Source organism: Bacillus sp. FSL P4-0290 (assembly GCF_037975435.1).
Classification (GTDB): Bacteria; Bacillota; Bacilli; order Bacillales; family Bacillaceae; genus Bacillus; species Bacillus subtilis.
Window position 1 is genome coordinate 396091 of sequence record NZ_CP150253.1, and the last position, 26379, is coordinate 422469.

General features: G+C 46.3%; 24 protein-coding genes. 13 read left to right on the forward strand and 11 right to left on the reverse strand.

All coding sequences use genetic code 11. The features are described from left to right. Positions 1 to 22 precede the first annotated feature (22 nt). From srfAC to MKY10_RS02030, 3 genes are all read left to right on the forward strand, one after another. Positions 23 to 3850, forward strand: a complete 3828-nt coding sequence (srfAC, locus tag MKY10_RS02020; RefSeq protein ID WP_339226097.1) for a surfactin non-ribosomal peptide synthetase SrfAC — start codon at positions 23 to 25, stop codon at positions 3848 to 3850. A 28-nt stretch (positions 3851 to 3878) separates the two neighbouring features. After that, positions 3879 to 4607, forward strand: coding sequence for a surfactin biosynthesis thioesterase SrfAD (gene srfAD / locus MKY10_RS02025; protein ID WP_017696135.1), 729 nt, complete (start codon positions 3879 to 3881; stop codon positions 4605 to 4607). Positions 4608 to 4707: 100 nt separating this feature from the next. Continuing rightward, positions 4708 to 5934: an MFS transporter gene (locus tag MKY10_RS02030; RefSeq protein WP_128737502.1), complete on the forward strand. Its 1227-nt coding sequence runs from the start codon at positions 4708 to 4710 to the stop codon at positions 5932 to 5934. A 14-nt stretch (positions 5935 to 5948) separates the two neighbouring features. Here MKY10_RS02030 and MKY10_RS02035 read toward each other — a convergent pair whose 3' ends face one another. Next, positions 5949 to 6506 carry a YcxB family protein gene (locus MKY10_RS02035; RefSeq protein WP_041336875.1) on the reverse strand — a complete coding sequence of 186 codons (558 nt, stop codon included), beginning with the start codon at positions 6504 to 6506 and terminating at the stop codon, positions 5949 to 5951. A 53-nt stretch (positions 6507 to 6559) separates the two neighbouring features. Next, positions 6560 to 7498, reverse strand: coding sequence for a DMT family transporter (locus tag MKY10_RS02040; RefSeq protein WP_041336873.1), 939 nt, complete (start codon positions 7496 to 7498; stop codon positions 6560 to 6562). 123 nt (positions 7499 to 7621) lie between these two features. Between MKY10_RS02040 and MKY10_RS02045 the strand changes: the two genes are divergently transcribed. Then, positions 7622 to 8956, forward strand: coding sequence for a PLP-dependent aminotransferase family protein (locus MKY10_RS02045; RefSeq protein WP_339226102.1), 1335 nt, complete (start codon positions 7622 to 7624; stop codon positions 8954 to 8956). On the opposite strand, the gene MKY10_RS02050 is transcribed toward MKY10_RS02045, so the two are convergent. From MKY10_RS02050 to bsdA, 6 genes are all read right to left on the reverse strand, one after another. Continuing rightward, positions 8951 to 9625 (reverse strand): 4'-phosphopantetheinyl transferase, encoded by a 675-nt coding sequence (locus MKY10_RS02050; RefSeq protein ID WP_032726545.1) that lies wholly within the window; start codon positions 9623 to 9625, stop codon positions 8951 to 8953. The two genes, MKY10_RS02045 and MKY10_RS02050, sit on opposite strands and share 6 nt — an antisense overlap. Before the next feature lie 104 nt (positions 9626 to 9729). After that, on the reverse strand, positions 9730 to 10377 hold the full coding sequence (locus MKY10_RS02055; RefSeq protein ID WP_014475783.1) for a YitT family protein: 648 nt from the start codon (positions 10375 to 10377) through the stop codon (positions 9730 to 9732). Between the two features lie 320 nt (positions 10378 to 10697). Continuing rightward, positions 10698 to 11441 (reverse strand): cystine ABC transporter ATP-binding protein TcyC, encoded by a 744-nt coding sequence (gene tcyC / locus MKY10_RS02060; RefSeq protein ID WP_003234543.1) that lies wholly within the window; start codon positions 11439 to 11441, stop codon positions 10698 to 10700. A gap of 13 nt (positions 11442 to 11454) precedes the next feature. After that, positions 11455 to 12159 carry a cystine ABC transporter permease TcyB gene (gene tcyB / locus MKY10_RS02065; protein WP_003234541.1) on the reverse strand — a complete coding sequence of 235 codons (705 nt, stop codon included), beginning with the start codon at positions 12157 to 12159 and terminating at the stop codon, positions 11455 to 11457. Next, the gene (gene tcyA, locus MKY10_RS02070) at positions 12146 to 12952 is read right to left on the reverse strand and encodes a cystine ABC transporter substrate-binding lipoprotein TcyA (protein ID WP_032726543.1); all 807 of its coding nucleotides are present in this window, start codon (positions 12950 to 12952) and stop codon (positions 12146 to 12148) included. Before tcyA ends, tcyB begins: the two co-directional genes overlap by 14 nt. A 115-nt stretch (positions 12953 to 13067) precedes the next feature. Then, entirely contained in the window at positions 13068 to 13940 is an 873-nt protein-coding gene (bsdA, locus tag MKY10_RS02075; RefSeq protein ID WP_003234533.1) for a transcriptional regulator BsdA, read from the reverse strand. 89 nt (positions 13941 to 14029) lie between these two features. On the opposite strand from bsdA, the gene MKY10_RS02080 reads away from it, so the two are divergent. The 5 genes from MKY10_RS02080 (at position 14030) to MKY10_RS02100 (ending at position 17685) form a co-directional block, all read left to right on the forward strand. Continuing rightward, a complete protein-coding gene (locus MKY10_RS02080) occupies positions 14030 to 14644 on the forward strand; it encodes a non-oxidative hydroxyarylic acid decarboxylases subunit B (RefSeq protein ID WP_014478815.1) in 615 nt (204 codons plus the stop codon). A gap of 2 nt (positions 14645 to 14646) precedes the next feature. Beyond that, positions 14647 to 16068: a phenolic acid decarboxylase BsdC gene (bsdC, locus tag MKY10_RS02085; protein ID WP_003240157.1), complete on the forward strand. Its 1422-nt coding sequence runs from the start codon at positions 14647 to 14649 to the stop codon at positions 16066 to 16068. 16 nt (positions 16069 to 16084) lie between these two features. Next, positions 16085 to 16312, forward strand: a complete 228-nt coding sequence (gene bsdD, locus MKY10_RS02090) for a phenolic acid decarboxylase subunit BsdD (RefSeq protein ID WP_010886405.1) — start codon at positions 16085 to 16087, stop codon at positions 16310 to 16312. Continuing rightward, positions 16309 to 16773, forward strand: coding sequence for a pyridoxamine 5'-phosphate oxidase family protein (locus tag MKY10_RS02095; RefSeq protein ID WP_113713028.1), 465 nt, complete (start codon positions 16309 to 16311; stop codon positions 16771 to 16773). Before bsdD ends, MKY10_RS02095 begins: the two co-directional genes overlap by 4 nt. Before the next feature lie 66 nt (positions 16774 to 16839). Then, entirely contained in the window at positions 16840 to 17685 is an 846-nt protein-coding gene (locus MKY10_RS02100) for an alpha/beta hydrolase (RefSeq protein ID WP_003246662.1), read from the forward strand. A 39-nt stretch (positions 17686 to 17724) separates the two neighbouring features. Here MKY10_RS02100 and MKY10_RS02105 read toward each other — a convergent pair whose 3' ends face one another. Continuing rightward, complete coding sequence (locus tag MKY10_RS02105) at positions 17725 to 19203, reverse strand: peptide MFS transporter (protein ID WP_113713029.1); 1479 nt, start codon at positions 19201 to 19203, stop codon at positions 17725 to 17727. A gap of 279 nt (positions 19204 to 19482) precedes the next feature. On the opposite strand from MKY10_RS02105, the gene MKY10_RS02110 reads away from it, so the two are divergent. After that, positions 19483 to 21237 (forward strand): right-handed parallel beta-helix repeat-containing protein, encoded by a 1755-nt coding sequence (locus MKY10_RS02110; RefSeq protein ID WP_113713030.1) that lies wholly within the window; start codon positions 19483 to 19485, stop codon positions 21235 to 21237. Between the two features lie 13 nt (positions 21238 to 21250). Here the strand turns inward: MKY10_RS02110 and MKY10_RS02115 are convergent, their stop codons facing one another. Beyond that, on the reverse strand, positions 21251 to 21472 hold the full coding sequence (locus MKY10_RS02115) for a hypothetical protein (RefSeq protein WP_015252828.1): 222 nt from the start codon (positions 21470 to 21472) through the stop codon (positions 21251 to 21253). Positions 21473 to 21597: 125 nt separating this feature from the next. Here MKY10_RS02115 and gerKA point away from each other — a divergent pair, with 125 nt between their 5' ends. Genes gerKA through gerKB form a run of 3 tightly spaced genes read left to right on the forward strand, consistent with a single transcriptional unit; the run spans position 21598 to position 25591 of the window. Beyond that, on the forward strand, positions 21598 to 23232 hold the full coding sequence (gene gerKA, locus MKY10_RS02120) for a spore germination protein GerKA (protein ID WP_339226108.1): 1635 nt from the start codon (positions 21598 to 21600) through the stop codon (positions 23230 to 23232). Then, complete coding sequence (gene gerKC / locus MKY10_RS02125; RefSeq protein ID WP_041336863.1) at positions 23222 to 24445, forward strand: spore germination protein GerKC; 1224 nt, start codon at positions 23222 to 23224, stop codon at positions 24443 to 24445. Before gerKA ends, gerKC begins: the two co-directional genes overlap by 11 nt. A 24-nt stretch (positions 24446 to 24469) precedes the next feature. Then, positions 24470 to 25591, forward strand: a complete 1122-nt coding sequence (gene gerKB, locus MKY10_RS02130; RefSeq protein ID WP_041336861.1) for a spore germination protein GerKB — start codon at positions 24470 to 24472, stop codon at positions 25589 to 25591. Positions 25592 to 25695: 104 nt separating this feature from the next. On the opposite strand, the gene MKY10_RS02135 is transcribed toward gerKB, so the two are convergent. Beyond that, complete coding sequence (locus tag MKY10_RS02135) at positions 25696 to 26376, reverse strand: ABC transporter ATP-binding protein (RefSeq protein WP_339226111.1); 681 nt, start codon at positions 26374 to 26376, stop codon at positions 25696 to 25698. Positions 26377 to 26379 lie beyond the last annotated feature (3 nt).

Sequence of the window (26379 nt, forward strand, 5' to 3'; positions counted from 1 at the left end):
ACAGAAGGCGGGAGCGAAACATATGAGTCAATTTAGCAAGGATCAGGTTCAAGATATGTATTACCTATCGCCGATGCAGGAAGGGATGCTTTTTCATGCCATCCTGAATCCCGGCCAAAGCTTTTACCTTGAACAAATCACGATGAAAGTAAAAGGCAGCTTGAATATCAAATGTCTTGAAGAAAGCATGAATGTGATCATGGACCGGTACGATGTATTTCGTACCGTGTTCATTCACGAAAAAGTAAAAAGACCTGTCCAAGTCGTATTGAAAAAACGGCAGTTCCAAATAGAAGAAATCGATCTGACACACTTAACGGGCAGCGAGCAAACAGCCAAAATCAATGAGTACAAAGAACAGGATAAGATCAGGGGTTTTGATTTGACGCGGGATATTCCGATGCGGGCAGCCATTTTCAAGAAAGCTGAAGAAAGCTTTGAATGGGTGTGGAGCTACCACCACATTATTTTGGACGGATGGTGCTTCGGCATCGTCGTACAGGATCTATTTAAGGTATACAATGCTCTGCGCGAACAAAAGCCGTACAGCCTGCCGCCCGTCAAACCGTATAAAGACTACATCAAGTGGCTTGAAAAGCAGGATAAACAAGCATCGCTCCGCTACTGGCGCGAGTACTTGGAGGACTTTGAAGGACAAACGACGTTTGCGGAGCAAAGGAAGAAACAGAAGGACGGCTATGAGCCGAAAGAGCTGCTCTTTTCACTGCCGGAGGCGGAAACAAAGGCTTTTACTGAGCTTGCAAAATCGCAGCATACCACTTTAAGTACGGCGCTGCAGGCAGTCTGGAGCGTATTGATCAGCCGCTATCAGCAGTCTGGCGATTTTGCCTTCGGTACAGTTGTTTCAGGGCGTCCCGCGGAAATCAAAGGCGTTGAACATATGGTCGGGCTGTTTATCAACGTTGTCCCGAGACGTGTGAAGCTGTCTGAGGGTATCACATTTAACGGCTTGCTCAAGCAGCTGCAGGAGCAATCGCTGCAGTCTGAGCCGCACCAATATGTGCCGCTTTATGACATCCAAAGCCAGGCCGATCAGCCGAAACTGATTGACCACATCATTGTTTTTGAGAACTATCCGCTTCAGGATGCGAAAAATGAAGAAAGCAGTGAAAACGGCTTTGATATGGTGGATGTTCATGTTTTTGAGAAGTCGAATTATGATCTCAACCTGATGGCTTCCCCGGGAGATGAGATGCTGATTAAGCTTGCCTATAATGAGAATGTGTTTGATGAGGCGTTTATCCTGCGCTTGAAATCTCAGCTTCTCACAGCAATTCAGCAGCTCATCCAGAATCCGGATCAGCCTGTCAGCACGATCAACCTCGTTGACGACAGGGAGAGAGAATTTTTGCTAACCGGCTTAAACCCGCCGGCTCAAGCTCATGAAACAAAGCCTCTGACGTATTGGTTCAAGGAAGCAGTGAACGCCAATCCGGATGCACCGGCGCTTACGTATTCCGGCCAGACCCTGTCTTATCGCGAATTAGATGAGGAAGCGAACCGCATTGCACGCCGGCTGCAAAAACACGGTGCGGGCAAAGGCTCTGTTGTAGCGCTGTACACGAAGCGCTCACTTGAACTGGTGATCGGCATTCTCGGTGTATTAAAGGCGGGAGCAGCCTATCTGCCGGTTGATCCGAAGCTGCCAGAGGACCGAATCTCGTATATGCTGGCTGACAGTGCGGCAGCCTGTCTTCTGACGCATCAGGAGATGAAAGAACAAGCGGCTGAGCTGCCGTATACAGGCACAACGCTCTTCATTGATGATCAAACACGGTTTGAAGAACAGGCAAGCGATCCTGCAACCGCGATTGATCCTAATGATCCGGCATATATCATGTACACGTCCGGCACAACCGGAAAGCCAAAGGGCAATATGACCACTCATGCCAATATTCAAGGATTGGTCAAGCATGTAGACTACATGGCATTTTCTGATCAGGATACGTTCTTGTCTGTTTCGAATTACGCCTTTGATGCATTTACCTTTGATTTCTATGCTTCTATGCTGAATGCGGCACGGCTCATTATCGCAGATGAACATACGCTGCTTGATACAGAACGGCTCACAGATCTGATCCTGCAAGAGAATGTCAATGTCATGTTTGCGACAACCGCACTATTTAATCTTCTCACAGATGCGGGAGAGGATTGGATGAAGGGGCTTCGCTGTATATTATTCGGCGGAGAGCGCGCGTCAGTGCCTCATGTCAGAAAAGCGCTGCGGATCATGGGGCCGGGCAAGCTGATTAACTGCTACGGGCCGACTGAGGGAACAGTGTTTGCAACAGCTCACGTCGTGCATGATCTGCCGGATTCCATCTCCTCATTGCCGATTGGAAAGCCGATCAGCAATGCCAGTGTTTATATTCTGAACGAGCAAAGCCAGCTCCAGCCATTCGGGGCGATCGGTGAACTGTGCATCAGCGGAATGGGCGTGTCAAAAGGGTATGTAAATCGTGCTGACCTCACGAAGGAAAAGTTTATTAAGAACCCGTTCAAGCCGGGAGAAACGCTTTACCGCACAGGGGATTTAGCGCGCTGGCTGCCGGATGGAACGATTGAATACGCCGGCCGTATTGACGACCAGGTCAAAATACGCGGACACCGGATTGAGCTTGAAGAAATCGAAAAGCAGCTGCAGGAATACCCAGGTGTGAAAGATGCGGTCGTTGTGGCGGACCGCCCTGAGTCTGGCGATGCATCAATCAATGCCTACCTTGTGAACCGAACGCAGCTTTCAGCTGAAGACGTGAAGGCGCACCTGAAAAAACAGCTTCCTGCTTACATGGTGCCGCAAACCTTTACCTTCTTGGATGAGATTCCTTTAACGACGAACGGGAAAGTCAATAAACGGCTGCTCCCAAAACCTGATCAGGATCAGCTGGCGGAAGAATGGATTGGACCGCGGAACGAGATGGAAGAAACAATCGCACAAATATGGTCTGAGGTTCTCGGCAGAAAGCAAATTGGCATTCATGACGATTTCTTTGCGCTCGGAGGGCATTCCTTAAAGGCAATGACCGCCGCTTCCCGCATCAAGAAAGAGCTCGGGATTGATCTTCCAGTAAAGCTTTTGTTTGAAGCGCCGACGATCGCCGGCATTTCAGCGTATGTGAAAAACGGGGGCCCTGATGGCTTGCAGAATGTAACGATAATGAATCAGGATCAGGAGCAGATCATTTTCGCATTCCCGCCGGTCTTGGGCTATGGCCTTATGTACCAAAATCTATCCAGCCGCTTGCCGTCTTACAAGCTGTGCGCCTTTGATTTTATTGAGGAGGAAGACCGGCTTGACCGCTATGCGGATTTGATCCAGAAGCTGCAGCCGGAAGGGCCTTTAACATTGTTTGGATATTCAGCGGGATGCAGCCTGGCGTTTGAAGCTGCGAAAAAGCTTGAGGAACAAGGCCGTATTGTTCAGCGGATCATCATGGTGGATTCCTTTAAAAAACAAGGTGTCAGTGATCTGGACGGACGCACGGTTGAAAGTGATGTCGAAGCGTTGATGAATGTCAATCGGGACAATGAAGCGCTCAACAGCGAAGCCGTCAAACAAGGCCTCAAGCAAAAAACACATGCCTTTTACTCATACTACGTCAACCTGATCAGCACAGGCCAGGTGAAAGCAGATATTGATCTGCTGACTTCCGGCGCTGATTTTGACATGCCGGAATGGCTTGCATCATGGGAAGAAGCTACAACAGGTGCTTACCGTATGAAAAGAGGCTTCGGAACACACGCAGAAATGCTGCAGGGCGAAACGCTAGATAGGAATGCCGGGATTTTGCTCGAATTTCTTAATACACAAACCGTAACGGTTTCATAAATGAAGTGATGAAAGGAGGAGACAGCCAATGAGCCAACTCTTCAAATCATTTGATGCGTCGGAAAAAACACAGCTCATCTGTTTTCCGTTTGCCGGCGGCTATTCGGCGTCGTTTCGCCCTCTCCATGCTTTTTTGCAGGGGGAGTGCGAGATGCTCGCTGCCGAGCCGCCGGGACACGGCACGAATCAAACGTCAGCTATTGAGGATCTTGAAGAGCTGACGGATTTGTACAAGCAAGAACTGAACCTTCGCCCTGATCGGCCGTTTGTGCTGTTCGGACACAGTATGGGCGGAATGATCACCTTCAGGCTGGCGCAAAAGCTTGAGCGTGAAGGCATCTTTCCGCAGGCGGTTATTATTTCTGCAATCCAGCCGCCTCATATTCACCGGAAGAAAGTGTCCCACCTGCCTGATGATCAGTTTCTCGATCATATTATCCAATTAGGCGGAATGCCCGCAGAGCTTGTTGAAAATAAGGAGGTCATGTCCTTTTTCCTGCCTTCTTTCCGATCAGATTACCGGGCTCTTGAACAATTTGAGCTTTACGATCTGGCCCAGATCCAGTCGCCTGTTCATGTCTTTAACGGGCTTGATGATAAAAAGTGCATACGAGATGCGGAAGGGTGGAAGAAGTGGGCAAAAGACATCACATTCCATCAATTTGACGGCGGGCACATGTTCCTGCTGTCACAAACGGAAGAAGTCGCAGAACGGATTTTTGCGATCTTGAATCAGCATCCGATCATTCAACCGTGATCAAAAGCGGACAGCTTCGGCTGTTCCGCTTTTTTTGTGTTGAATGCCAATTTTTGCATGGTATAATAGTCGAAATACTCAAATAAAGGCAGGTTGAAACATGCGCACGTCTCCCAAGATGAAATGGTTTGTATTGCTGTTTACGTTTGTTTTCGCCATCGGAATGAACTCATTCAGAAATTCCTTTCAATTTTTTATGCTGCCAATGGCAGACGCCTTCCATGCCGACAGGTCGCTGATTTCGGTTTCTGTCAGCATTTTTATGATCACAACCGGCATCGTCCAGTTTTTTGTCGGTTTTTTTATCGACCGTTTCAGTGTCAGAAAAATTATGGCGCTTGGAGCTGTCTGCATCAGCGCAAGCTTTTTGGTGCTTCCTTATTCACCGAATGTTCATGTGTTTTCCGCCATTTACGGTGTGCTTGGCGGAATCGGGTATTCCTGCGCGGTCGGCGTGACGACCCAATATTTCATCAGCCGTTGGTTTGACACACATAAAGGTCTGGCGCTTGCTATTTTGACCAATGCCAACTCTGCGGGCCTGCTGCTTCTCTCACCCATTTGGGCTGCAGCTCCGTATCATGCCGGCTGGCAGAGTACCTATACCATTTTGGGAATCGTCATGGCGGCTGTTCTGCTGCCGCTCCTCGTCTTTGGGATGAAGCACCCGCCACATGCGCAAGCGGAGTCTGTGAAAAAATCTTATGATTGGCGGGGGTTTTGGAATGTGATGAAGCAATCCCGCCTCATTCATATCCTGTACTTCGGCGTGTTTACTTGCGGATTTACAATGGGAATTATTGATGCTCACCTCGTCCCGATACTGAAGGATGCGCATGTCTCTCATGTCAACGGAATGATGGCCGCGTTTGGGGCGTTTATCATCATTGGCGGATTATTGGCGGGCTGGCTGTCCGATCTCCTCGGGAGCAGAAGCGTCATGCTATCCATCTTATTTTTCATTCGGCTGCTCAGCCTCATTTGCCTGCTCATTCCCATTCTCGGAATTCATCACAGCGACCTTTGGTACTTCGGGTTTATCCTGTTATTCGGGTTCAGTTACACAGGCGTGATCCCGCTGACCGCGGCGTCAATTTCGGAAAGCTATCAAACAGGATTGATCGGATCGCTGTTAGGCATCAATTTCTTTATCCATCAGGTTGCCGGAGCTCTTAGCGTGTATGCGGGCGGTTTGTTTTTTGACATGACTCATGGTTATTTGCTGATTGTCGCTGTGTGCATCGTGTTTGTGGGTTTATCGGCTGTAATAGAGCTGGTGCCGTTTTTAGATAAACAGAAGGCAAAAGAAACCCACCATTCAATATAAAAGGATCAGCACTGTCAATGCTGATCCTTTTTAAATTTGAGTTTTTTTGTTCCGGTATTTTTAAGCATAATCTTCTTGAATCTGTTCATCTCCACTTCGGAATGAAAAAAACGTTTTGGGATCGCAATATATTGGCCACTTGATGTATTGACCCTGAAGATATTTTTATATTCGAAAACAGCTGTGATTTCATCCCAATTGAAAATGAGGTCATATTTTTTAGAACATATACGAATTCCTTCTTGGTTCAGAGTATATGTTCTTTTCAATTTCATCCGTTCGTTCTTCTTGTATGCTCTGGAAAACTTCACATATAGAAGAAGGAGGAGCAGAAGTGTAAACAGAACGGACATCACGATAATCAACATACTGTTCATAAACAAGTTAAGCGCGTCACTGCCATAAATGATACGGGGCCATCCGTTAATGAAGTTAACTGCAGCAAATATGGCGCAAAACAACAGAAAGTAAAAGCATGATATTTTTGCGATTTGATAAAAAAAGATTTCTCTTACATCCTTAAAAGCGATTTCTCCTGGAAGATTGATACTTTCACTAGTATATTGAATCATACGGTAAACCTACACCTCTAACCATGTTTTTCCTTTCAGTCTAGCATAATTTCTCATTTTTTTGCAGGCATACCAGGGCGCTTTGTTTTTTTCTCCAGATTGATATTGCTCCCCACCACGCCAATCATAATACAAACAGCCCCGGCAAGATGATACCAGGCCAGGCTTTCGTTGAGAATCACAACTCCTGCAATCATCGTCACAATGGTAGATACATGATTAAAAGCGCTCATTTTAAACGCCTCAATTCGCGACAGCGTATAGTTAGACAGAAATGAAGTGACAAGTGAAGACAGCACGCCCAAATACACAATGGCGAGAACGAAGCCGGGCTCCCGGAACGGCAGAAAATAAGTGCCGACTGTTCCCGCCGCTCCGTGACGCACAAGGGCGATGGCGTTGAAGACGACAAAGCCGATGGCTGACATGATGTAGGTGAGCTCTGTCAGCTTGAACCGCTGCGTCATTTTTCTGGCAGCAGTATTGTACATCGCTGAAGACAAAGCGGACAAAAGGATCAGCAAAGACCCTTTTAAGCTGGCTGATTCCACGTCAACGCCTTTCATCACAAAAATAAACATGACGCCGGCAACGGATAAAACTGTGAATCCCTTTTGCGTCCACGTTGGGCGTTCCTTTAAAACATAAGCGGCAAAGACCATCGTGAAAATCGGAATGGCTGCCTGAATAATTCCCGCTTCAGAGGAGGACGAGTACACAAGGCCGAATGCCTGAAAGCTGAAAAATAACGCGGGATACAGCAGGGCGAGCGGCAAAATGGCAATGACGTCCTTTACGCGGATTGATAGCTTTACCCAGCCGAATAAGATCGGTACAGTGGCCGCAGCAAACGCAATGGTGAACCGATGCGCCAAAATATCAAACGGCTCTGCTGTTTGCAGTGCGATTTTTACGAATAGAAAGGATAAACCGATAATGAACGAATATAAAATAGCCGCTATATAAGCGGGGGCTTGCTGATGTTTAACCATAATGGGAATGGCTCCTTTACCTGAATTGCAGCGCCGGTCGCTCCCTTTATTGTATGGCCGCGGTCAGAACGGTACAATGAGAAAAACAATGAACTGTACCGGTACAAAACAGGGGGAGAAGGCATGGAGAAATATATGAGTCTAGTAACGAGGATAGAGGAGATGATGCAAAGCACCGCCTATCAAGAAGGAGACAGGCTTCCATCTATCCGTCAGATGTCCGCCCGCTACCAAGTCAGCAAAAGCACAGTGATCCGCGCGCTGCAGGAGCTGGAAAAGCGCCACCTTATCTATTCTGTTCCGAAAAGCGGCTATTATATTGTGAAAAAGACAGGGAAATCAAAAAGCGGGCAGCCTGGCCCCATCGACTTTGCCACATCTGCGCCGGATCCAGATGTGTTTCCGTATCTTGATTTTCAGCACTGTATCAACAAAGCGATTGATACATACAAAAACGATTTGTTTATTTATGGGACGCCAAAGGGGCTTCCATCACTCATCCGTGTACTCCGAAAGCTCTTGGCCAATCAACAGGTATTTGCGGATGAACGGCATATTTTCATTACATCAGGTGTCCAGCAGGCGTTATCTCTGCTTTGTGCCATGCCGTTCCCAAATGGGAAAGAGAAGATCGCCATTGAACAGCCGGGCTACCATTTGATGGTCGAACAGCTTGAGACGCTTGGGATTCCCGCCATCGGGGTGAAACGAACGGAAGAGGGACTTGATATAGCCGAGGTTGAGCGGTTATTTCAAACAGAATCGATTAAATTTTTTTATACGATGCCGCGCTTCCATAACCCGCTTGGCTACTCATTGTCAGAGCGTGATAAACAGGAGCTTGTGAGACTGGCAGAAGCGTATGATGTCTATCTCGTTGAGGATGATTACCTCGGTGATCTGGAGGAAAATAAAAAGGCAGATCCGCTGTACGCATATGATCTGTCCTCACATGTCATCTATTTGAAAAGCTTCTCGAAAATGATGTTCCCCGGCCTTCGCGTGGGGGCGGCTGTTTTGCCCGAAGCGCTGACTGACACGTTCTATGCGTACAAAAAGCTGAACGACATCGACTGTTCGATGATTTCTCAAGCGGCATTGGAGATTTACCTGAAAAGCGGTATGTACGGCAGGCATAAGGAGAAAATCAGAGATTCTTATAAAGAGCGGTCGCTGAAGCTTCATCAAGCCATTCAAACACACAGGCAGCTGGGAAGCGGCCGCTTTACGTTCTCCAGCGGGCAGGCACCCTGCATGCACACCCACCTGGTGCTTCCTCAGGATCTTCCCGCCTCAAGAGTGATTCATAGGCTGAAAAAACAAGGGGTGATCCTTGAGGCGATAGACCGTCATTATTTATCAGATTATCAGAAAGAAAATCTATTAAAAATCAATAATTCCAATGTGAAAACGGAAGATATTGAGCGCGGTGTCAAGCTGTTGATGAGCCATTTATAAAAGCTCTTCGTACGAGACCATTGTGATATCCTCAGGGAAATCAGGGTGTGCGGCGCATACAGCCATTTTGTAGCCGGGATCGACCTCATACGTTTTGATATAGCATGGGGAATGGCTGTCCGGAAGCTCAATGGATACTTGTCCGTCCTGGTGCAGGCGCACTGAAAAGGAATCAAGCGGAAGCGATAAGCCTTTGCCTTCCTGTTTGATAAAGCTTTCTTTCATTGACCATAGATGATAAAAATAGTCTGTCTGCTCGTCCTTGTCTTTTGCTAAAAGGTCGCTGTACTCTGTTTTTGAAAAGAAGCGCTTGGCGATCTCAAGGCTGATCGGTTTCGTTTTTTCGATATCTATGCCGATCGGCTGTGAATCAAACGCACCAATGACCCAGCGGCCGGAGTGAGAAATGTTGAAATGAGCGTCGGGAAGATCAGGGATGCACGGCTTCCCGTATTCCTGTGTGCTAAAGCGGATATCGGATTTGTCCAACTGATACTGCCTGCTTATGACTGAGCGAACGAGCACATCTCCCAGCAGGGTGCGGTGAGCATCTTCTTTATGATAAAATCTCCGGCATTTCTCCCGTTTTTCAGGTGATATGAAAGACATGAACCGTTCATTTTCTTCCTGTGAAAGCGGGCGGTCCATATAAATTCCGTAAATCTTCATTCTAGATCCTCCGTCTGCAAAAGATTGTCAAAACCATCCTATCATACTTCCACAAGACTCATATAGAGGAGAAAATAAAAAAACAAAGCCAAGGCGGCTTTGTTTTAGTGTACAGGCGGAGATGCTTTCACAGCGGCTGTCCGCCTTGCCACAGCATAATTCAGCAACTGGATTGACTGGGGCAATGAAAAGCGCAAAATAAGTCCGGTGAGGATGGCGGTCAAAATGGTGCCAAAACCGATCGGCCCGCCCATGCCCCATGCCGCAAACAAAATGGTTATTTCCATGCCGTTCCGCACCCATTGCACATTCCAGCCGGTTTTTTCTGTAATCAGCATCATCAGTGAATCACGCGGCCCCGCGCCAAGGCCTGCTGATACATAAACACCGACGCCGTAACCGATCAGCACTACGCCGAGAGAGAAGACGATGATCGAGCCTGTATAGGTCGAGGGGGCAGGCAGAATGAAATTGAAAAAATCTATAAATACACCAATGAGCACCATATTCAGGAGGGCCCCAATTTTCGGCCAAGCCCTCGTAAACAATGACGTGAATCCGACGATGAGCGCTCCAATAATGATGGACCACTGGCCGACGGTAAGCCCGAAGTGCTGAAACAGGCTGTAATGAAATGCATCCCACGGACTAATGCCGAGTGCTTTTCCTTCTATCGTCAGGGATACACCAAAAGCCAAAATGATCAAACCGGCAAAATAAAATGTCCAGCGCAGAACAAGTTCTTGCTTCACGTGAGGTCCCTTCTTTCGTAAAAATCAGTCGATTGTCATTGTAGCACATCTGACAGAAGGGCGGAATAGGCGAAAGGGGCTCAACAAAAAAACAGGGTCGCCGCAGGCGCCCTGTTTCAGCGTGTTGGCAAACCCTTGCATTCGTTGTCAGGCCTGTGCTTCGGTGCTCACGAATTTAACATTCGCTGTGCTCCAATGCTCGCCCTTCCTAGACTTCAAAGGTTTTCAATCACGCTGAAAATCACAAAATCCTAAAACGAAAATCGTTTTAGGATTTTGTCAATAATCTGAAACAGGGCGATGGCGCCCTGTTTTTCTTATTACAGCGGGTTCAAAATCCGGTTCAAGAACCGCTGTGTCCGTTCTTCTTTTGGTGCAGAGAAAATTTGCTCCGGCGGTCCTTGCTCCACGATAACGCCGCCGTCGATGAAGATGACTTCATCCGCAACTTCCTGCGCGAACTTGATTTCGTGGGTCACGACGACCATGGTCCAGCCTTCATTGGCCAAGTCCTTGATAACCTTCAGCACCTCTCCGACAAGCTCGGGATCAAGCGCTGAGGTCGGTTCGTCAAACAGCATGAGCTCAGGCTGAATCGCCAGTGCGCGGGCGATGCCGACGCGCTGCTGCTGGCCGCCGGAAAGCTGGAACGGATATAAATCCATTTTGTCCTTCAATCCGACTTTATCAAGAAGCTGAATCGCTTCTTTTCTGACTTCCTCTTTGTTCCGTTTTTGCACCTGAATAGGGCCCTCCATCACGTTTTCGAGGGCTGTGCGGTGCGGGAACAGGTGATACGCCTGAAACACCATTCCGGATTTTCGGCGAAGCTTTAGGATATCCGCCTGTTTCACCTTTTTGGAGAAATCGATGGAGAAATCATCAAATGCAAGCTCTCCGCGATTCGGGATCTCCAGAGCGTTCAGGCAACGGAGCAGCGTCGTTTTCCCTGAACCTGAAGGCCCAAGTATGGCGATAACTTTTCCTTTTTCAATCTTCATATCTATCTTTTTTAAAATTTCATTTTCACCGAATGATTTGTTTAATCCTTTAACGGTAAGCATACTCGGAACCTCCTTATTTGGCCACGTAGCGGTCAAGACGCCGTTCGATGACATGCTGGACGAGTGAAAGCAGGAAGCAGATAATCCAATAAATAAAGGCTGCTTCAATATAGATCACTAAAATTTGATCAAGATTCCGCGCGCCGATTTCCTGGGCTTTTCTGAACAGCTCAGCGACCAGAATTTGAGAGGCGAGGGATGTATCTTTAATCAGGCTGATAAAGGTATTGGATAATGGCGGGATCGACACACGAAACGCCTGCGGCAAAATGACGCGGAACAGCGTTTTTTGATGTGTCATGCCAATTGTGTAGCCGGCTTCCCATTGCCCTTTCGGCACGGATAAAATAGATGCCCGAATGATTTCAGATGCATAGGCGCCGACGTTTAAAGAAAAGGCGATAACTGCGCTTGGAAATGGATCTAATGTGACGTTAAAGGCCGGGAACAGATAGAAAATGATGAACAATTGAACGAGAAGAGGAGTGCCGCGTATTGCGGATACGTATACGCTGAACACCCATCTCAAAGGTCTCACTTTCGACATTCTGGCAAGCGCCGTAATCAGCGCCAGGATCATTCCGAATATAAAGGAAAGAATCGTAAGGGGAATCGTATAGTAGATTCCCCCTGAAAGTATCGGCCAGAATGACTGCTGCACCAGATCCCACGGGATCGCCGTGCCAAGCGTCAATGCCGGCAGATTATTTAGAAACATCTTCGCCGAACCATTTTTTAGAAATTTTAGAAAGAGTCCCGTCCTCTTTCATTTCTTTTAATGCTTTGTTGACTTGATCAACAACCTCGCCGCTTCCTTTACGGAACGTGAAATATGTTGACTGAGGATCACCTGTTTCAAACGCGATTTTCACGTTTTTATTGCCAGATGTTTTTAAATAGTTCAATACGGCAAGCTTATCGTTGTATGTCATATCGACACGGCCTTGCTGGATCATTTGAAGGGCCTGCGCCATGCCTTCAACGCCTTCTACTTTAGCGCCGGCATTTGTAGCTAATTTGTTGTAGTTGCTTGTCAGTGATTGAGCTGACGTTTTTCCTTTTACGTCTTTTTCAGACTTAATATCGTTGTTGTCTTTTTTCGTTACGACAACAGCTCTTGATGTTGTGTATTTATCTGAGAAATCATATTTGTCTTCACGATCTGTTTTTCCGACTTGGTTGGCAACAACGTCAAACCGTTTGGAATTCAGGCCGGCAAACATACTGTCCCACTGTGTTTCCTTAAAGTCGACTTTAAGCCCGAGGCGTTTTGCGACTTCTGTGATAACTTCGACATCATAGCCAGTCAGTTTATCAGTGTCTTTGTCGTGGTAAGTGAACGGCTCATATGTTCCTTCCGTTCCGACTGTGAGCACACCTTTTTTCTTAATTGAAGCCCAAAGATCGCCATCTTTGGCATTATCTTTTGACTGATTGTCATTTCCTGCTCCGCAAGCTGCAAGAGCTGCAATACTTACGACCATGAATAAAGCCAATAATGCTTTTTTCATCTTATTCCCCACTTTTCTGGTTGATTTTATTGAAATAAAAAAATAGCTTACAAATCTAAAGGATAACTTTTTTTTAGTATGAGTCAAGTAATTGGTTTTCATAAGGCAAATTCTTTTAAAATAAATCCAAAAATTGCTGTGCCGGTTTAGGCAAATAACTGTCCGTTCTCCACATGACAGCCGGTGTCATAATGAAGGGATTATTTTCGATATGGACGGTGTGAACGTGATTTCTCATATGAACGGGAATCATTGTGACGGGCAAAATAGACGCACCGAATCCGGATGACACGAGGCTGAGCAAAGTTGCAGAGTCGTGGCATTCACAAACAATGCGCGGCTCCAGATTCAAACGATGAAATTCATTCATGACCTGATTATAGACGCCTTTTCCGTTGACAGGCCGCAGCAGGATCAGCGGAAATGAAGGAATGTCCTCCATCTTAATGGTGTCTCCGCACGGATATCCGGCTTCATCTGAAAGCACGAGCACACATGGAATGTCATCAAGCTGTTTGAATTGTACCGTGTCACTTTTGATCAGTGTTGTCGTGACCGCCGCATCGATTTGCCGGCTTTCCAGCAGTTCCAACAGTGTCGCGGGTTCATTTTCCCAAATATTAAAGGTGAGATGGGGGTATCTCTCTTTGATCTGTGTTACTTTTTCAAGCATCAAAGCCGCGCAATAAATCGTTGATCCCACGGCAAGTGTGCCGGCTACTTCCTCCTTCAGCTCCTGTACCTCAATGACTGCATCTTCAAACCTATGCAGAATCTCTTTTGCTCTTTTTAGAAAAACAGCTCCTTCATATGTAAGAGTCATTTGTTTTTTCTTGTTACGGTCAAACAGAACAACACCAAGTTCGTCCTCCAGCTGTTTGAGCTGCCTGCTTAAAGGCGGCTGCGCCATGTGAAGCTTTTTGGCTGCGGACGTAATTTTCTGTTCTTGGGCAATGGTAATGAAGTATCGAAGCTGGCGAATATCCAAAAGAAAGCGCCTCCTTATCATACCTTTTAGGTATTAAATATAGATTTAATAGATATTTTTCATATGGATATATCAGGAGTATGATTGAAATGAAAGCAGAATTCAAGCGTAAAGGAGGGGGCAAAGTGAAACTCGTTGTCGGAATGACAGGGGCAACAGGGGCCATTTTCGGGGTCAGGCTGCTGCAGTGGCTGAAGGCCGCCGGAGTGGAAACCCATCTCGTTGTGTCTCCTTGGGCAAACGTCACGATCAAACACGAAACAGGCTATACCTTACAAGAAGTAGAACAACTGGCCACATACACTTACTCACATAAGGATCAGGCGGCAGCCATTTCAAGCGGGTCGTTTGATACCGATGGAATGATTGTTGCGCCGTGCAGCATGAAGTCTCTCGCAAGCATTCGCACCGGAATGGCGGATAATCTGCTGACACGTGCGGCGGATGTCATGCTCAAGGAGAGAAAAAAACTCGTCCTCTTAACGAGAGAGACGCCTTTGAACCAAATTCATCTCGAAAATATGCTAGCGCTTACGAAAATGGGCACCATCATTCTTCCTCCGATGCCGGCATTTTATAATCAGCCGAGCAGCTTAGAGGAAATGGTTGACCATATTGTTTTTAGAACGTTGGACCAATTCGGCATTCGGCTTCCTGAAGCGAAGCGCTGGAATGGGATTGAAAAACAAAAAGGAGGAGCTTGATCATGGCTTATCAAGATTTCAGAGAATTTCTCGCAGCCCTTGAAAAAGAAGGACAGCTGCTTACAGTGAATGAAGAGGTAAAGCCGGAACCGGATTTAGGGGCCGCCGCACGGGCAGCCAGCAATCTTGGCGATAAAAGCCCCGCGCTCTTATTTAACAACATTTACGGCTATCATAACGCGCAAATTGCGATGAATGTCATCGGCTCTTGGCCAAACCATGCAATGATGCTGGGCATGCCGAAAGACACACCGGTAAAAGAACAGTTTTTTGAATTCGCAAAGCGTTATGACCAGTTTCCGATGCCGGTCAAACGTGAGGAAACAGCGCCATTTCATGAAAATGAAATCACAGAAGATATCAATTTGTTCGATATACTGCCTCTTTTCAGAATTAACCAAGGAGACGGCGGTTACTATTTAGACAAAGCATGTGTCATTTCCCGCGATCTTGAAGACCCTGACAACTTCGGCAAACAAAACGTCGGCATTTACAGAATGCAGGTCAAAGGAAAAGACCGTCTCGGCATTCAGCCTGTCCCGCAGCACGATATTGCAATCCATCTGCGCCAAGCTGAAGAACGCGGCATCAATCTTCCGGTCACCATTGCGCTCGGCTGTGAGCCGGTCATTACAACGGCGGCATCGACTCCGCTTCTCTATGATCAATCAGAATACGAAATGGCAGGCGCGATTCAAGGCGAACCATATCGCATCGTCAAATCAAAGCTGTCTGATCTTGATGTTCCGTGGGGCGCTGAAGTGGTGCTTGAAGGTGAGATTATTGCCGGAGAGCGCGAATATGAAGGGCCGTTCGGTGAATTCACAGGCCATTATTCCGGCGGACGCAGCATGCCGATTATCAAAATTAAACGCGTCTATCACAGAAACAATCCGATCTTTGAACATTTATACTTAGGCATGCCTTGGACAGAATGCGATTACATGATCGGCATTAACACATGCGTGCCGCTTTATCAGCAGTTAAAAGAAGCGTACCCGAACGAAATTGTGGCAGTGAACGCCATGTACACACACGGTTTAATCGCGATTGTTTCCACAAAAACCCGCTATGGCGGGTTTGCGAAAGCGGTCGGCATGCGCGCACTCACAACGCCGCACGGACTCGGCTACTGCAAAATGGTCATTGTCGTTGATGAGGATGTCGATCCATTCAACCTTCCGCAGGTCATGTGGGCGCTTTCGACCAAAATGCATCCGAAACATGATGCGGTCATCATTCCGGACTTATCTGTCCTGCCGCTTGATCCGGGATCCAATCCATCAGGAATCACTCACAAAATGATTCTCGACGCCACTACACCGGTTGCGCCGGAAACAAGAGGCCATTATTCACAGCCGCTTGATTCTCCGCTAACAACGAAAGAATGGGAACAAAAACTAATGGACTTAATGAATAAATAAGGAAAGGATGTTCGAAATGCATACATGTCCTCGATGCGACTCAAAAAAGGGAGAAGTCATGAGCAAATCGCCTGTAGAAGGCGCATGGGAAGTTTATCAGTGCCAAACATGCTTTTTTACATGGAGATCCTGTGAACCGGAAAGCATTACAAATCCCGAAAAATACAATCCAGCGTTTAAAATTGATCCAAAGGAAACAGAAACAGCAATTGAAGTTCCGGCGGTGCCGGAACGAAAGGCTTGATCCGCGTGAACTGTATGTCAGACCGTCTCTTTGAGCTGCTTGACGGGAGCTGCCTGAATGAGAAGCAGCATGAGGCCTTCGTTCTGCAAACAGTATCAGAGGATGGCTGGCCGCATGCCGCTATGATCAGTGCAGGTGAAATCATCGCGCTGAGCCGAACTGATATCCGAATCGCTCTGTGGAAAAACACAATGACTTCGGCCAACATCCTTCGCACAGGAAAAGCACAGTTCACGGCGTGGTGGAAGGGAGCGGCCTATTATGTAAAGCTTGAATGCGCGCCTTTACCGCCTTTGAAAGATGCCGAATATGAAAGAGACCGTTTTTCCTGCCGCATCGTTTCAGTGAAAGAGGACGTTGCGAAATACGCTGATTTGACTTCAGGTGTCCGTATACAGCTTCACAGCCCTGAAGAGGTGCTGGGCAGATGGAAAAAGACCCTGGAAGATTTAAAACGGTAATATCGATAGCCTGACACCATGCGTCAGGCTTTTTTTATATAATGAAAACAAAAGGGGGCGTGAGAAATGGAACGTGCGGGGATCTGTCACTCGGACGGCTTTGATTTAGCTTATCGAATTGAGGGCGAGGGCGCACCCATCCTTGTGATCGGGAGTGCGGTTTACTATCCGCGCCTTTTTTCCTCAGATATCAAACAGAAATATCAATGGGTCTTTGTCGACCATAGGGGATTTGCTAAGCCTAAGCGGGAGCTTCGTGCGGAGGATTCGAGGCTTGATGCCGTCTTGGCTGATATCGAAAGGATGAGAACATTTCTTCAGCTTGAGGATGTTACTATCCTGGGACATTCCGGGCACGCTTTTATGGCTTTAGAGTATGCCAGGACATATCCCAAACAAGTTCGGAAGGTGGCGCTCTTTAATACTGCGCCTGATAACAGTGAAGAAAGACAGCGAAAAAGCGAATCATTTTTCATGGAAACAGCCAGTCTTGAGAGAAAGAAACGCTTTGAAAAAGACATCGAGAATTTGCCGCAGGACATCGACAAAGATCCTGAAAGGCGCTTTGTGCACATGTGTATTCGCGCTGAAGCGAAAAGCTTTTATCAAGAGCGGCCGCATGCTGCTGCCTTATGGGACGGTGTATTCACGAATATGCCGATCATTGATGAATTATGGGGCAATACATTTGCCCGGATTGATCTTCTTCAGCGGTTAGCTGATGTTCGTATGCCGGTGTATATCGGATTAGGGAGATATGATTATTTGGTTGCGCCCGTTTCGCTATGGGATGCTGTTGACGGTTTATATCCCCATGTTGATAAGGTTATTTTTGAAAAGAGCGGCCATCAGCCGATGCTGGAAGAACCGGAAGCCTTTGATCAAAGCTTCAGGAAATGGCTTGATCAATAAAAAACAGCCCGCAGATCAACATCCGCGGGCTGTTTCTGATTATAAGACCCCTTTCATCGCGCGTTTGATCACCGGCGAGAGCAGCAGGAGAATGCCGCCAAGAACGATAGAAATCAAACCGATGGTGCCGAAGTACATTGTTTCAGGAATTTTATCAAACAATCCGGCTACTTGGGCATTGATCGCTTGGGCTGCTGCGTTCGTCAGAAACCACATACTCATTGTCTGTGCAGAGAAGGCAGCTGGGGCCAGTTTCGTTGTCACGGATAAACCGACTGGAGACAGGCACAGCTCTCCAAGCACGACAAGCAGGAAGCTGAGAACGAGCCAAAGCGGGCTTACGAGTGCTTCTTTTCCTTGCATAGCAGGGAATACCATAATGATAAATGACAATCCGGCTAAAATAATTCCGATTGAGAATTTAACTGGTGTAGACGGCTGGCGTTTGCCAAGCTTCATCCAGAGCCATGCGAATATTGGCGCAAAAATGACGACAAACAATGGATTTAATGATTGGAACCATGATGACTGAAGTTCGAATCCGCCCAATGAAAGTCTTATGCGTTCATCAGCGTATACCGCAAGAATGGTCGCTCCCTGTTCCTGAATGGCCCAGAACATGACAGCACCGATAAACAAAGGAATGTAAGCGGCAAGACGGGATTTTTCTGTGCTGTCCGCTTTTTTGCTTGTAAACATGATGATGAAATAAATCACAGGAATCAAAATACCGAGAATACTTACAAGGTCGATAAAACGATTGATCGTCAGCACGCCTGTTTGTACAGAGATAATCACTGCGATCGCCACGATGATAACACCGATGCCGGTGCCAATCGCAGATTTTTTAGACAGCGGATTCGGCACATTGGAACCTGCAAGCCCGAGGTTTTTCTTTCTTGTCAAAGCAAAAACGATAAGTCCGAGAAGCATTCCGACCGCGGCAGCTCCGAAGCCGAGATGATAGTTGTACTTCTGTCCGAGTGTTCCGACAATTAACGGCGCAAGTAAACCACCGAGGTTAATCCCCATGTAGAAAATACTGAAACCTGAGTCGCGGCGCGGGTCTTCTTTCGTGTAAAGATCCCCAACCACGCTTGAAACGTTTGGTTTTAATAAGCCTGTTCCCACAATAATAAGCACCATGCTGATATAGAATGCGATCGCGCTGCCCGGATAGGCGAGTGCAATGTGGCCGAACATAATGAATATGCCGCCGTAAAACACGGTGTTTGCGGTACCGAATACCCGGTCAGCGAGCCATCCGCCAATAATGGTGGACATGTATACGAGTGATCCGTAAATCGACATAATGGCAACCGCAGTGCCCTTGTCAAAGCCGAGCCCTCCGTTTACCGTCTCTGTATACAAATAGTAAAGTAAGATTGCTCTCATTCCATAGTAAGAGAAACGCTCCCAAAATTCGGTGAAAAATAGTGTAAATAGTCCTCGCGGGTGACCAAAGAACCCTTTTTGCGGGACGCTTTTAATGATACTTTCGTTATCAATCGAAGCCATGTCAGCCAAACCCTTTCTAAAAAAAGTGTATTATAAAAATCATATTCTTATATAATACTTGTGTCAATATAATTTATACTCATTTCAAATAGTTCCATATTGGAAAAATTATAAATACCTAAAAATAGTGATTTCCTCCTAATTTTTAAACTTTTTATCGTGAGATTTTCTTACACAACTATTCCTTTATATTTTTTTAATAAAATTTTAGAGAAATGTACAAGCAGATCGGGCCTTTGTGAGTAACATGATAGTAATCATAGAGAAGGAGGCTCGCAATTGGCTGAATTCATATTAAATGCAGCGGATTTCGGTGTTCCTGGAGATGGTAAAACGGATTCGACAGAACGGATTAATCAGTGCCTCAGTACAGCTGTATCGAAAGGCTATCATACTGTCTGGTTTCCAAAGGGAACATATTTAATAGACGCAACGCTTGGCGGAGATCTTAATCAGAGGTTTCGAAACGCGGGGATCATTGTTCCCGGCAACCTTGAGATTATGATGGACCCCGAATGTATCATGAAAGTGATCCCGAATAGTTCGTGGGGTTATTCCGCATTTTATGTGGGCAAGCAAGAGAATATAACCATTTCCGGGGGACAAATTATCGGCGAACGGGATGAGCATACGTATGCCTCGGCAGGGATAAGGTCAACCCATGAATGGGGCTTTGGCATATGTATTGAAGGATGCTCGAATGTTGTCATTGATGATGTGAAAATTTCTGATTTTACCGGCGATGGGATCATAGTCAGCCCAAGGGGATTAAAGACCAATCAAGATTATCGAACGTCAGAGCAAATTATCATCCGCCGCTGTGAGGTTCGGCGGTCGAGGAGAAATAACATTTCCATTACCGGATGTGACATGGTCACGGTGGAGGAATGCTTGATTGAAGATGCCGGAACGGGGAATGGAACAGCGCCGAAATTCGGAATTGACATTGAAGGATATGGCGAAGGTGATGTTGATTATGAGGAACCGATTAATGTATCAATTCGCAATAACCACTTTGTTGGAAACGTTTCAAGTTCTGTGACCAATTTTAACGGGTATGGCATTTTAATAGAAGGAAATCACTCTGACAATACAATCAGCTACGGATATGGGACGCAAACAGTGATCAAGGGCAATATTCTGAGACGCCCTGAAGACGCGGCGGCTGCGCCAAGAGTCGGGATAACCGGACTCGGTGTATCACAAGGAAAAGAGACCAGTGATGCAGTGATCGCTGGCAACCTCATTACCGGATTTTCAACTGGAATTGATGTCAGGGGAAAGAGCGTTCTTGTGACGAACAACAAAATCAGCAACTTTGAAAACACAGGGATATTGGTTTATCAGTCTTCCGACGTAAAGGTAGACGGAAACCAAATTCAAAACGGACTGTCTGAAACAAGGCGCAGCATCGGTCTTCGCGCAGTGCTGTCAGATGACATCGCTTTTCTGAATAACTGCCTCATTCAAGTCGTTGACGGTGTGAACGTTTCCGGCGGAAATATGATCATTAAAGATAATCTCCTGAGAAAATTCAGCCGGGGCATTTGGATTGCTCAAGGGAACGCGGTGATTGAAGGGAATACACTGAATCCTGACGCGTTTGAAGCAGTGCCGGAATCATATTCTGTTTCCGTCACAAACAATGCCGGCGCCATCATCAAAAACAATACATTTAAAGAGTTCAAAAATTACCCCATTTATTGCTCCACAAGTGCAAAAACCTCAATTATCGGCAACCACTTAGAGAGATCTCCGCTTTTGGTCACCATCTATATCAGCGCCGGTGTGCATGAGATTTTTGATAATACCATTTCAGTCAACAGAACAGCCGGGAATCCGATTGTGATTTATGTCAATGGCTCGGCAGGCTCTATCATCTCAGGAAACACCATCAATAACCTCTCCGCGGGCACTGCGACAGCTATTCAAACAAACACCTCAACCAATTCCAAAATCATCGGCAACCGCATTTTTAAAGGGACCATCAACAAACACAGCAGTGATGCAATAGACGGCAATATTATCGTCTGAAAAAAGCGCCCCTCTAGGGGTTCTTTTTTTTCGATTTATAGATCACGTACATTTCTCTCACAAGTACTAACACAAAAAATAAAATCACGACCCATTCCGCAAATGTTGTCATCTTAAAGCTGGACATATTGTTATAAACGGCTTTTGTTAAACTGAACCCTTGAAGCATGTCCATCAATACAGAAATAGCTAATAAACAAATTAATATGACTCCGGTCACGCCCAATATCTTCATGCTTCATCATCCTCCGCTTTTAGTGTCTATCGTTGGCGGAGAAGTTATACCGCATCTAACCCTAATGCATAATCTCAATTTTAAAAGGAAGAATATGAGAAAACGACAAGGAAAGGTATTTGTGTATGCCTTTATTTTCTAAGCGAAAGAACAGTACCGATTCAAAAGACAAGCAGAATACAGACGAAAGGAATCAGGAACAGCAGCAAGAAAAAGAAAGGCCGGTTCTCATTTCTCCAAGTTTGGCAAAGAATATAGCGGAAACGAAAAAGGAAGTCGGAAGCAGCTCTGACGTCATCATTCGCGAGATTAAAATCGGGGAGCAGGATCATGTCCACCTAGCTGTTATCTATATTGCTGGGCTGGTCGATAATAACACGATCCATGAGTCGTTAATTGACCCATTGGTACAGGATGAGTCTATCCAGAATACTCATGCGATCCAGCAAATTCTTGAAAAAACGCTCCCGCTGGGCGGGGTGAAAGCGGAAAAGAGCTGGGACAAGCTTTTTTCCGAGTTAATGCTCGGCAATGCGCTCATTTTTGCTGATGGCCATGATGAAGCTTTGATTTGCAGCACTCAAGGGGGAGAGCAGCGCTCCATCCAAGAGCCGAGCACCCAGGCGTCATTCCGCGGTCCGCGCCAAGGGTTTACAGAGTCTCTGCAAACCAATATTTCCATGATCCGGCGATACATTAAAAATCCGAATTTATGGGTTGAAAAAATGAAAAAAGGTTCTGTTACGAATACGGATATCGCTCTCATGTACATTCAAGGAATATGCGATGAAAAGGTGCTGAAGGAAGTGAAGCTGCGCCTGGAAAAAATAGATATTGACAGTATTTTGGAATCTGGATATATTGAGCAGCTGATTGAAGATGAAACCTTTACGACGTTTCCGACTATGTATCATACAGAACGCCCTGATGTAGTAGCGGGTAATCTGTTAGAAGGAAGATTCGCGATTATTGTGGACGGAACACCGTTTGTGCTTATTGCCCCGGCCTTATTTGTCCAGTTTTTTCAGTCTGTTGAGGATTATTATTCGCGTTTTGACATTGCGACAAGTATAAGAATTCTTCGTGTTTTAGTCTTTTTCATTTCGCTTGTGGCTCCGGCTGTATACGTGGCAGCCACGACGTTTCATCAAGAAATGATACCGACTGAGCTGTTAGTGGTCATTGCGGCCCAGCGGGAAAGTGTCCCGTTTCCGGCTGTTGTGGAGGCGCTGACGATGGAGGTTGCTTTTGAGATTCTGAGGGAAGCGGGATTCAGGCTGCCCCGGGTTGTTGGCTCGGCAGTGTCAATCGTAGGCGCGCTCGTAATCGGCCAGGCTGCCGTACAGGCTGGTATCGTCTCTCCGGCAATGGTGATTATCGTGGCACTCACCGCGATTGCGAGCTTCGCAACCCCGGCGTTTGCAATGGCGATTTCAGCCCGGCTTATTCGGTTTATTTTTCTTATTGCCTCAGCTGTTATGGGTTTTTACGGGCTGATTTTAGGGATCATTATGATGTTTGTCCACTTATGCAGTCTTCGTTCATACGGCGTTCCATATATGTCGCCGCTTGCACCCTTTTCTTCACAAGGCGTAAAGGACACGCTTTTCCGGGTTCCGTGGTGGGCCGATGAAAAAAGGCCGGAATCGGTCAGCAAGGAAGATAAGGTGCGGCAGGGGCAAGATCAACGCCCAGAGCCGGCCGCTTCACGAGGAATGGTGAACAAAGATTTGGAAGAAGGGGATAAGAATGGTACGTAAATGTCTATTAGTCGTTCTCATGCTTTTGAGCGCCATTGTGCTGCCCGGCTGCTGGGATAAGAGGGAGCTGACGGATCTTGCGATTATCTCGGCGATTGGCATCGATCGGACAAACGACAGCAACTACGTGCTGCATCTTCAAATTATCAATCCAGGGAATGTTGCCGGCGGCCTTCAGGGAGGAGGTGATGGAGACAGGCCGCCTGTATCTGTCTATTCGATTGAAGGTAACAATTTAACGGAAGCACTCAGAAAAGCCTCCATAAAGGTATCACGGCGGCTTTATTTTGCCCATACCAATCTAGTCGTGATCAATGAAAAGCTGGCAAAAGAAGAAGGTTTGGATTTTGTATTAGATAATCTTGACCGGGACACAGAATTTAGGTCAACAGCAACATTCGTCGTTGCCCATAAAACAAAAGCAGAAAATATTGTGAAAATCTTGACGCCAATTGATAAAATTCCATCAAATAAAGTCAATAAAACCTTGGATTTCACGGAGGCGCAATACGGGCGGGTGGTCAATACCAATATTCAGGACGTTTTGAAAACACTTGCCGCCAACACTATGGCACCGGTCATCCCCGGATTTATGATGATTGGTGACGATAAAAAAGGAGTCAGCATGGAAAACACGCAGGCGACTGACCCGAAAGCCATTCTTCAGGCAGATGGTCTGGCGGTTTTTGATAAGGCAGGATATTTAAAGTATTGGCTGGAAGATGATGAAAGCGTGGGGGCAGTCTGGCTTATGAATAAGATCCAGCATACGTTGATTAATGCTGACTGGGGCAAGACGAAGGATGCGGTCAGCTTGCAGGTTACCCATCAAGATACAAAGCTGGTACCGAAAATGCGGAACGGACGTCCGTACATCCATGTGAAAGTGTCGGTTGAAGGTATTATTGATGCTGTCAAATACCCTTTCCAATTGTCTGATCCCAAGGTGCTGGCCGCTATTGAAAAAGCGCTCAACAAAGAGCTTGAAAAGGAAATTAGCCATACTGTGAAAAAGATTAAGAAGAATAAAATAGATTTTATCGGTTTTGGTGACACGATATATAGAAAGTATCCGGAGCAGTGGGAGAAAATGAAGGACACATGGGACAAAGAATATTTGCCCGAACTGCCCATCGATGTGAAGGCCGAGACGTATATCAGAAGGACGGGATTGCGAAACGATCCGATCAAACACCAGTTTAAAGATGATTAGGTCTGAAGAAAGGGGAAGTGACAGATGGAAAAAGCCAGAATAAGCATAAGGCAGCTGTTTGTCATGATTATCATTTTTGAACTGGGCAGCTCCTTATTGATTACACCGGGATCAATGGCGGGCAGGGATGCTTGGATAGCAGTTTTATTAGGCTGTGCGATCGGACTGTTTCTTTTCTATTTGTATCAAGGCATTTATCAATGTTATCCGAATTCTTCTCCGAAAGAATATATGGATGATATGCTGGGAACCAAGCTGAGCTGGCTGTTTTCATTTCTCTATATATTGTACTTTGCCTATATTGCCGCAAGGGTGCTGCGTGACTTTGGAGAAATGCTGCTGACGTTTGCTTATCATGATACACCTATCATTATTGTAAATGCTTTATTAATGGTAGTAAGCATATATGCCGTAAGAAAAGGAATTGAAGTACTCGCACGCGCTGCCGAACTTCTTTTCGGGGTCATGTATTTACTGGGCGCGATCGGGCTCGTGCTGATTATTGTCTCAGGCACTATAGACCCGCACAATTTAAAGCCGGTTTTGGCAAACGGTATTTCTCCTATCCTTCACTCTGTTTTCACGCAGACCATGTACGTCCCATTTGGTGAAGTCGTTTTATTTGTGATGATTTTCCCTAACCTGAATGACAGAAAAGATGTGAAAAAAATGGGGATGATTGCCATGGCTATTAGCGGATTGGTTGTGGCGCTCACCGTGGCGATTAATATCAGCGTGCTTGATGTTGATCTTACACTCAGATCCCAGTTCCCGCTTTTAAGTTCGATTCAGACAATCAAGGTCGAAGAATTTTTAGACCGGCTCGATGTCTTTTTTATGCTGGCGCTGATCATCGGCGGCTTCTTTAAGGTCAGCCTCTACTTATATGCCACTGTGGTTGGGACATCTACGCTCTTTAAGGAAAAGAATCTCTCTCAATTGGCTTATCCGATGGGATTGGGCATCTTAATCCTTTCTTTAACGATCGCAACTAACTTTTCAGAGCACTTGAACGAAGGCTTGAACGTGGTGCCGCTGTATATTCATTTGCCTTTTCAATTATTGTTTCCGCTCTTTCTGTTTATTGTGGCCGTTTGGAAAAAGAAACGAAGAGAGAAGTCAAAAGGGGAGGAAGCAAAAAAATGATAAAAAGAGCGGGGGGATGCGGCCGCCGCTCTTTTTATGTTCACTTCTATATAAAAGGGGGATATAGGGTGCGCCCCTGTCTGCACTGGCAGAGGCGCGTTTTGTTATACCACTGCGACGTTTTCCTTCACAGTAAAGCTTCCTCTTGAAAGTCTGATATTGATGTCTGACACTTTTGCAATTTGTTCATCGTGCGTCACCATAATGACGCATTTATTTTCCTTGTGCGCCAGATCTTGAAAGAGCCGTACGATCTCTTTTGATGTGTCCTCATCAAGGTTTCCGGTCGGTTCATCGGCTACGATAAGATTCGTGTCACAGCAGAAAGCCCTTGTAATTGATACCCGCTGCTGCTGTCCGCCGCTCAGTGTGAGCACTTTTTGCCGGGCTTGTTTTTCGTTGATGCCAACCTTCTGCAGCATGTCAAGCGCATATGATTCTTTGTTTTTTTCTTTAGAACCTGTGATTTCCATAGCGGTTGTGACGTTCTGCAAAGCCGTCATATACGGGAGCAGGTTGTACGCCTGAAAGACGATTGATACATATTGATTTCTGAAATTGGTTAAGCCGATTTTAGAAACCGCTTTTCCGTCGTAAAGGATGTTTCCTTCTTTTGGTGCGTCAAGTCCGCCTGCCAGAGACAGGAAAGTGGTTTTCCCCGTCCCTGATGTTCCGATGATTGTGTAGAATTTTCCTTTTTGAAAGCTGATGTTAATATCCTGAAACAATGGCTGGCTTTTGTTTTTATACCAGTAGCCGACTTGTTGAAATTCTAATAAGCTCATAGG

What these genes read in the sequence shown, in the direction of transcription:
- MKY10_RS02030 (WP_128737502.1), top strand. Translation starts at nt 4,708, where the DNA reads ATGCGCACGTCTCCCAAGATGAAATGGTTTGTATTGCTGTTTACGTTT.
- tcyC (WP_003234543.1), bottom strand. Translation starts at nt 11,441, where the DNA reads ATGCTTACCGTTAAAGGATTAAACAAATCATTCGGTGAAAATGAAATT.
- gerKB (WP_041336861.1), top strand. Translation starts at nt 24,470, where the DNA reads ATGGAAAAAGCCAGAATAAGCATAAGGCAGCTGTTTGTCATGATTATC.
- srfAC (WP_339226097.1), top strand. Translation starts at nt 23, where the DNA reads ATGAGTCAATTTAGCAAGGATCAGGTTCAAGATATGTATTACCTATCG.
- MKY10_RS02105 (WP_113713029.1), bottom strand. Translation starts at nt 19,203, where the DNA reads ATGGCTTCGATTGATAACGAAAGTATCATTAAAAGCGTCCCGCAAAAA.
- bsdD (WP_010886405.1), top strand. Translation starts at nt 16,085, where the DNA reads ATGCATACATGTCCTCGATGCGACTCAAAAAAGGGAGAAGTCATGAGC.
- MKY10_RS02035 (WP_041336875.1), bottom strand. Translation starts at nt 6,506, where the DNA reads ATGATTCAATATACTAGTGAAAGTATCAATCTTCCAGGAGAAATCGCT.
- MKY10_RS02080 (WP_014478815.1), top strand. Translation starts at nt 14,030, where the DNA reads ATGAAAGCAGAATTCAAGCGTAAAGGAGGGGGCAAAGTGAAACTCGTT.
- MKY10_RS02115 (WP_015252828.1), bottom strand. Translation starts at nt 21,472, where the DNA reads ATGAAGATATTGGGCGTGACCGGAGTCATATTAATTTGTTTATTAGCT.
- MKY10_RS02040 (WP_041336873.1), bottom strand. Translation starts at nt 7,498, where the DNA reads ATGGTTAAACATCAGCAAGCCCCCGCTTATATAGCGGCTATTTTATAT.
- MKY10_RS02050 (WP_032726545.1), bottom strand. Translation starts at nt 9,625, where the DNA reads ATGAAGATTTACGGAATTTATATGGACCGCCCGCTTTCACAGGAAGAA.
- bsdC (WP_003240157.1), top strand. Translation starts at nt 14,647, where the DNA reads ATGGCTTATCAAGATTTCAGAGAATTTCTCGCAGCCCTTGAAAAAGAA.
- tcyB (WP_003234541.1), bottom strand. Translation starts at nt 12,159, where the DNA reads ATGTTTCTAAATAATCTGCCGGCATTGACGCTTGGCACGGCGATCCCG.
- MKY10_RS02135 (WP_339226111.1), bottom strand. Translation starts at nt 26,376, where the DNA reads ATGAGCTTATTAGAATTTCAACAAGTCGGCTACTGGTATAAAAACAAA.
- gerKC (WP_041336863.1), top strand. Translation starts at nt 23,222, where the DNA reads ATGGTACGTAAATGTCTATTAGTCGTTCTCATGCTTTTGAGCGCCATT.
- gerKA (WP_339226108.1), top strand. Translation starts at nt 21,598, where the DNA reads ATGCCTTTATTTTCTAAGCGAAAGAACAGTACCGATTCAAAAGACAAG.
- tcyA (WP_032726543.1), bottom strand. Translation starts at nt 12,952, where the DNA reads ATGAAAAAAGCATTATTGGCTTTATTCATGGTCGTAAGTATTGCAGCT.
- MKY10_RS02100 (WP_003246662.1), top strand. Translation starts at nt 16,840, where the DNA reads ATGGAACGTGCGGGGATCTGTCACTCGGACGGCTTTGATTTAGCTTAT.
- MKY10_RS02045 (WP_339226102.1), top strand. Translation starts at nt 7,622, where the DNA reads ATGGAGAAATATATGAGTCTAGTAACGAGGATAGAGGAGATGATGCAA.
- srfAD (WP_017696135.1), top strand. Translation starts at nt 3,879, where the DNA reads ATGAGCCAACTCTTCAAATCATTTGATGCGTCGGAAAAAACACAGCTC.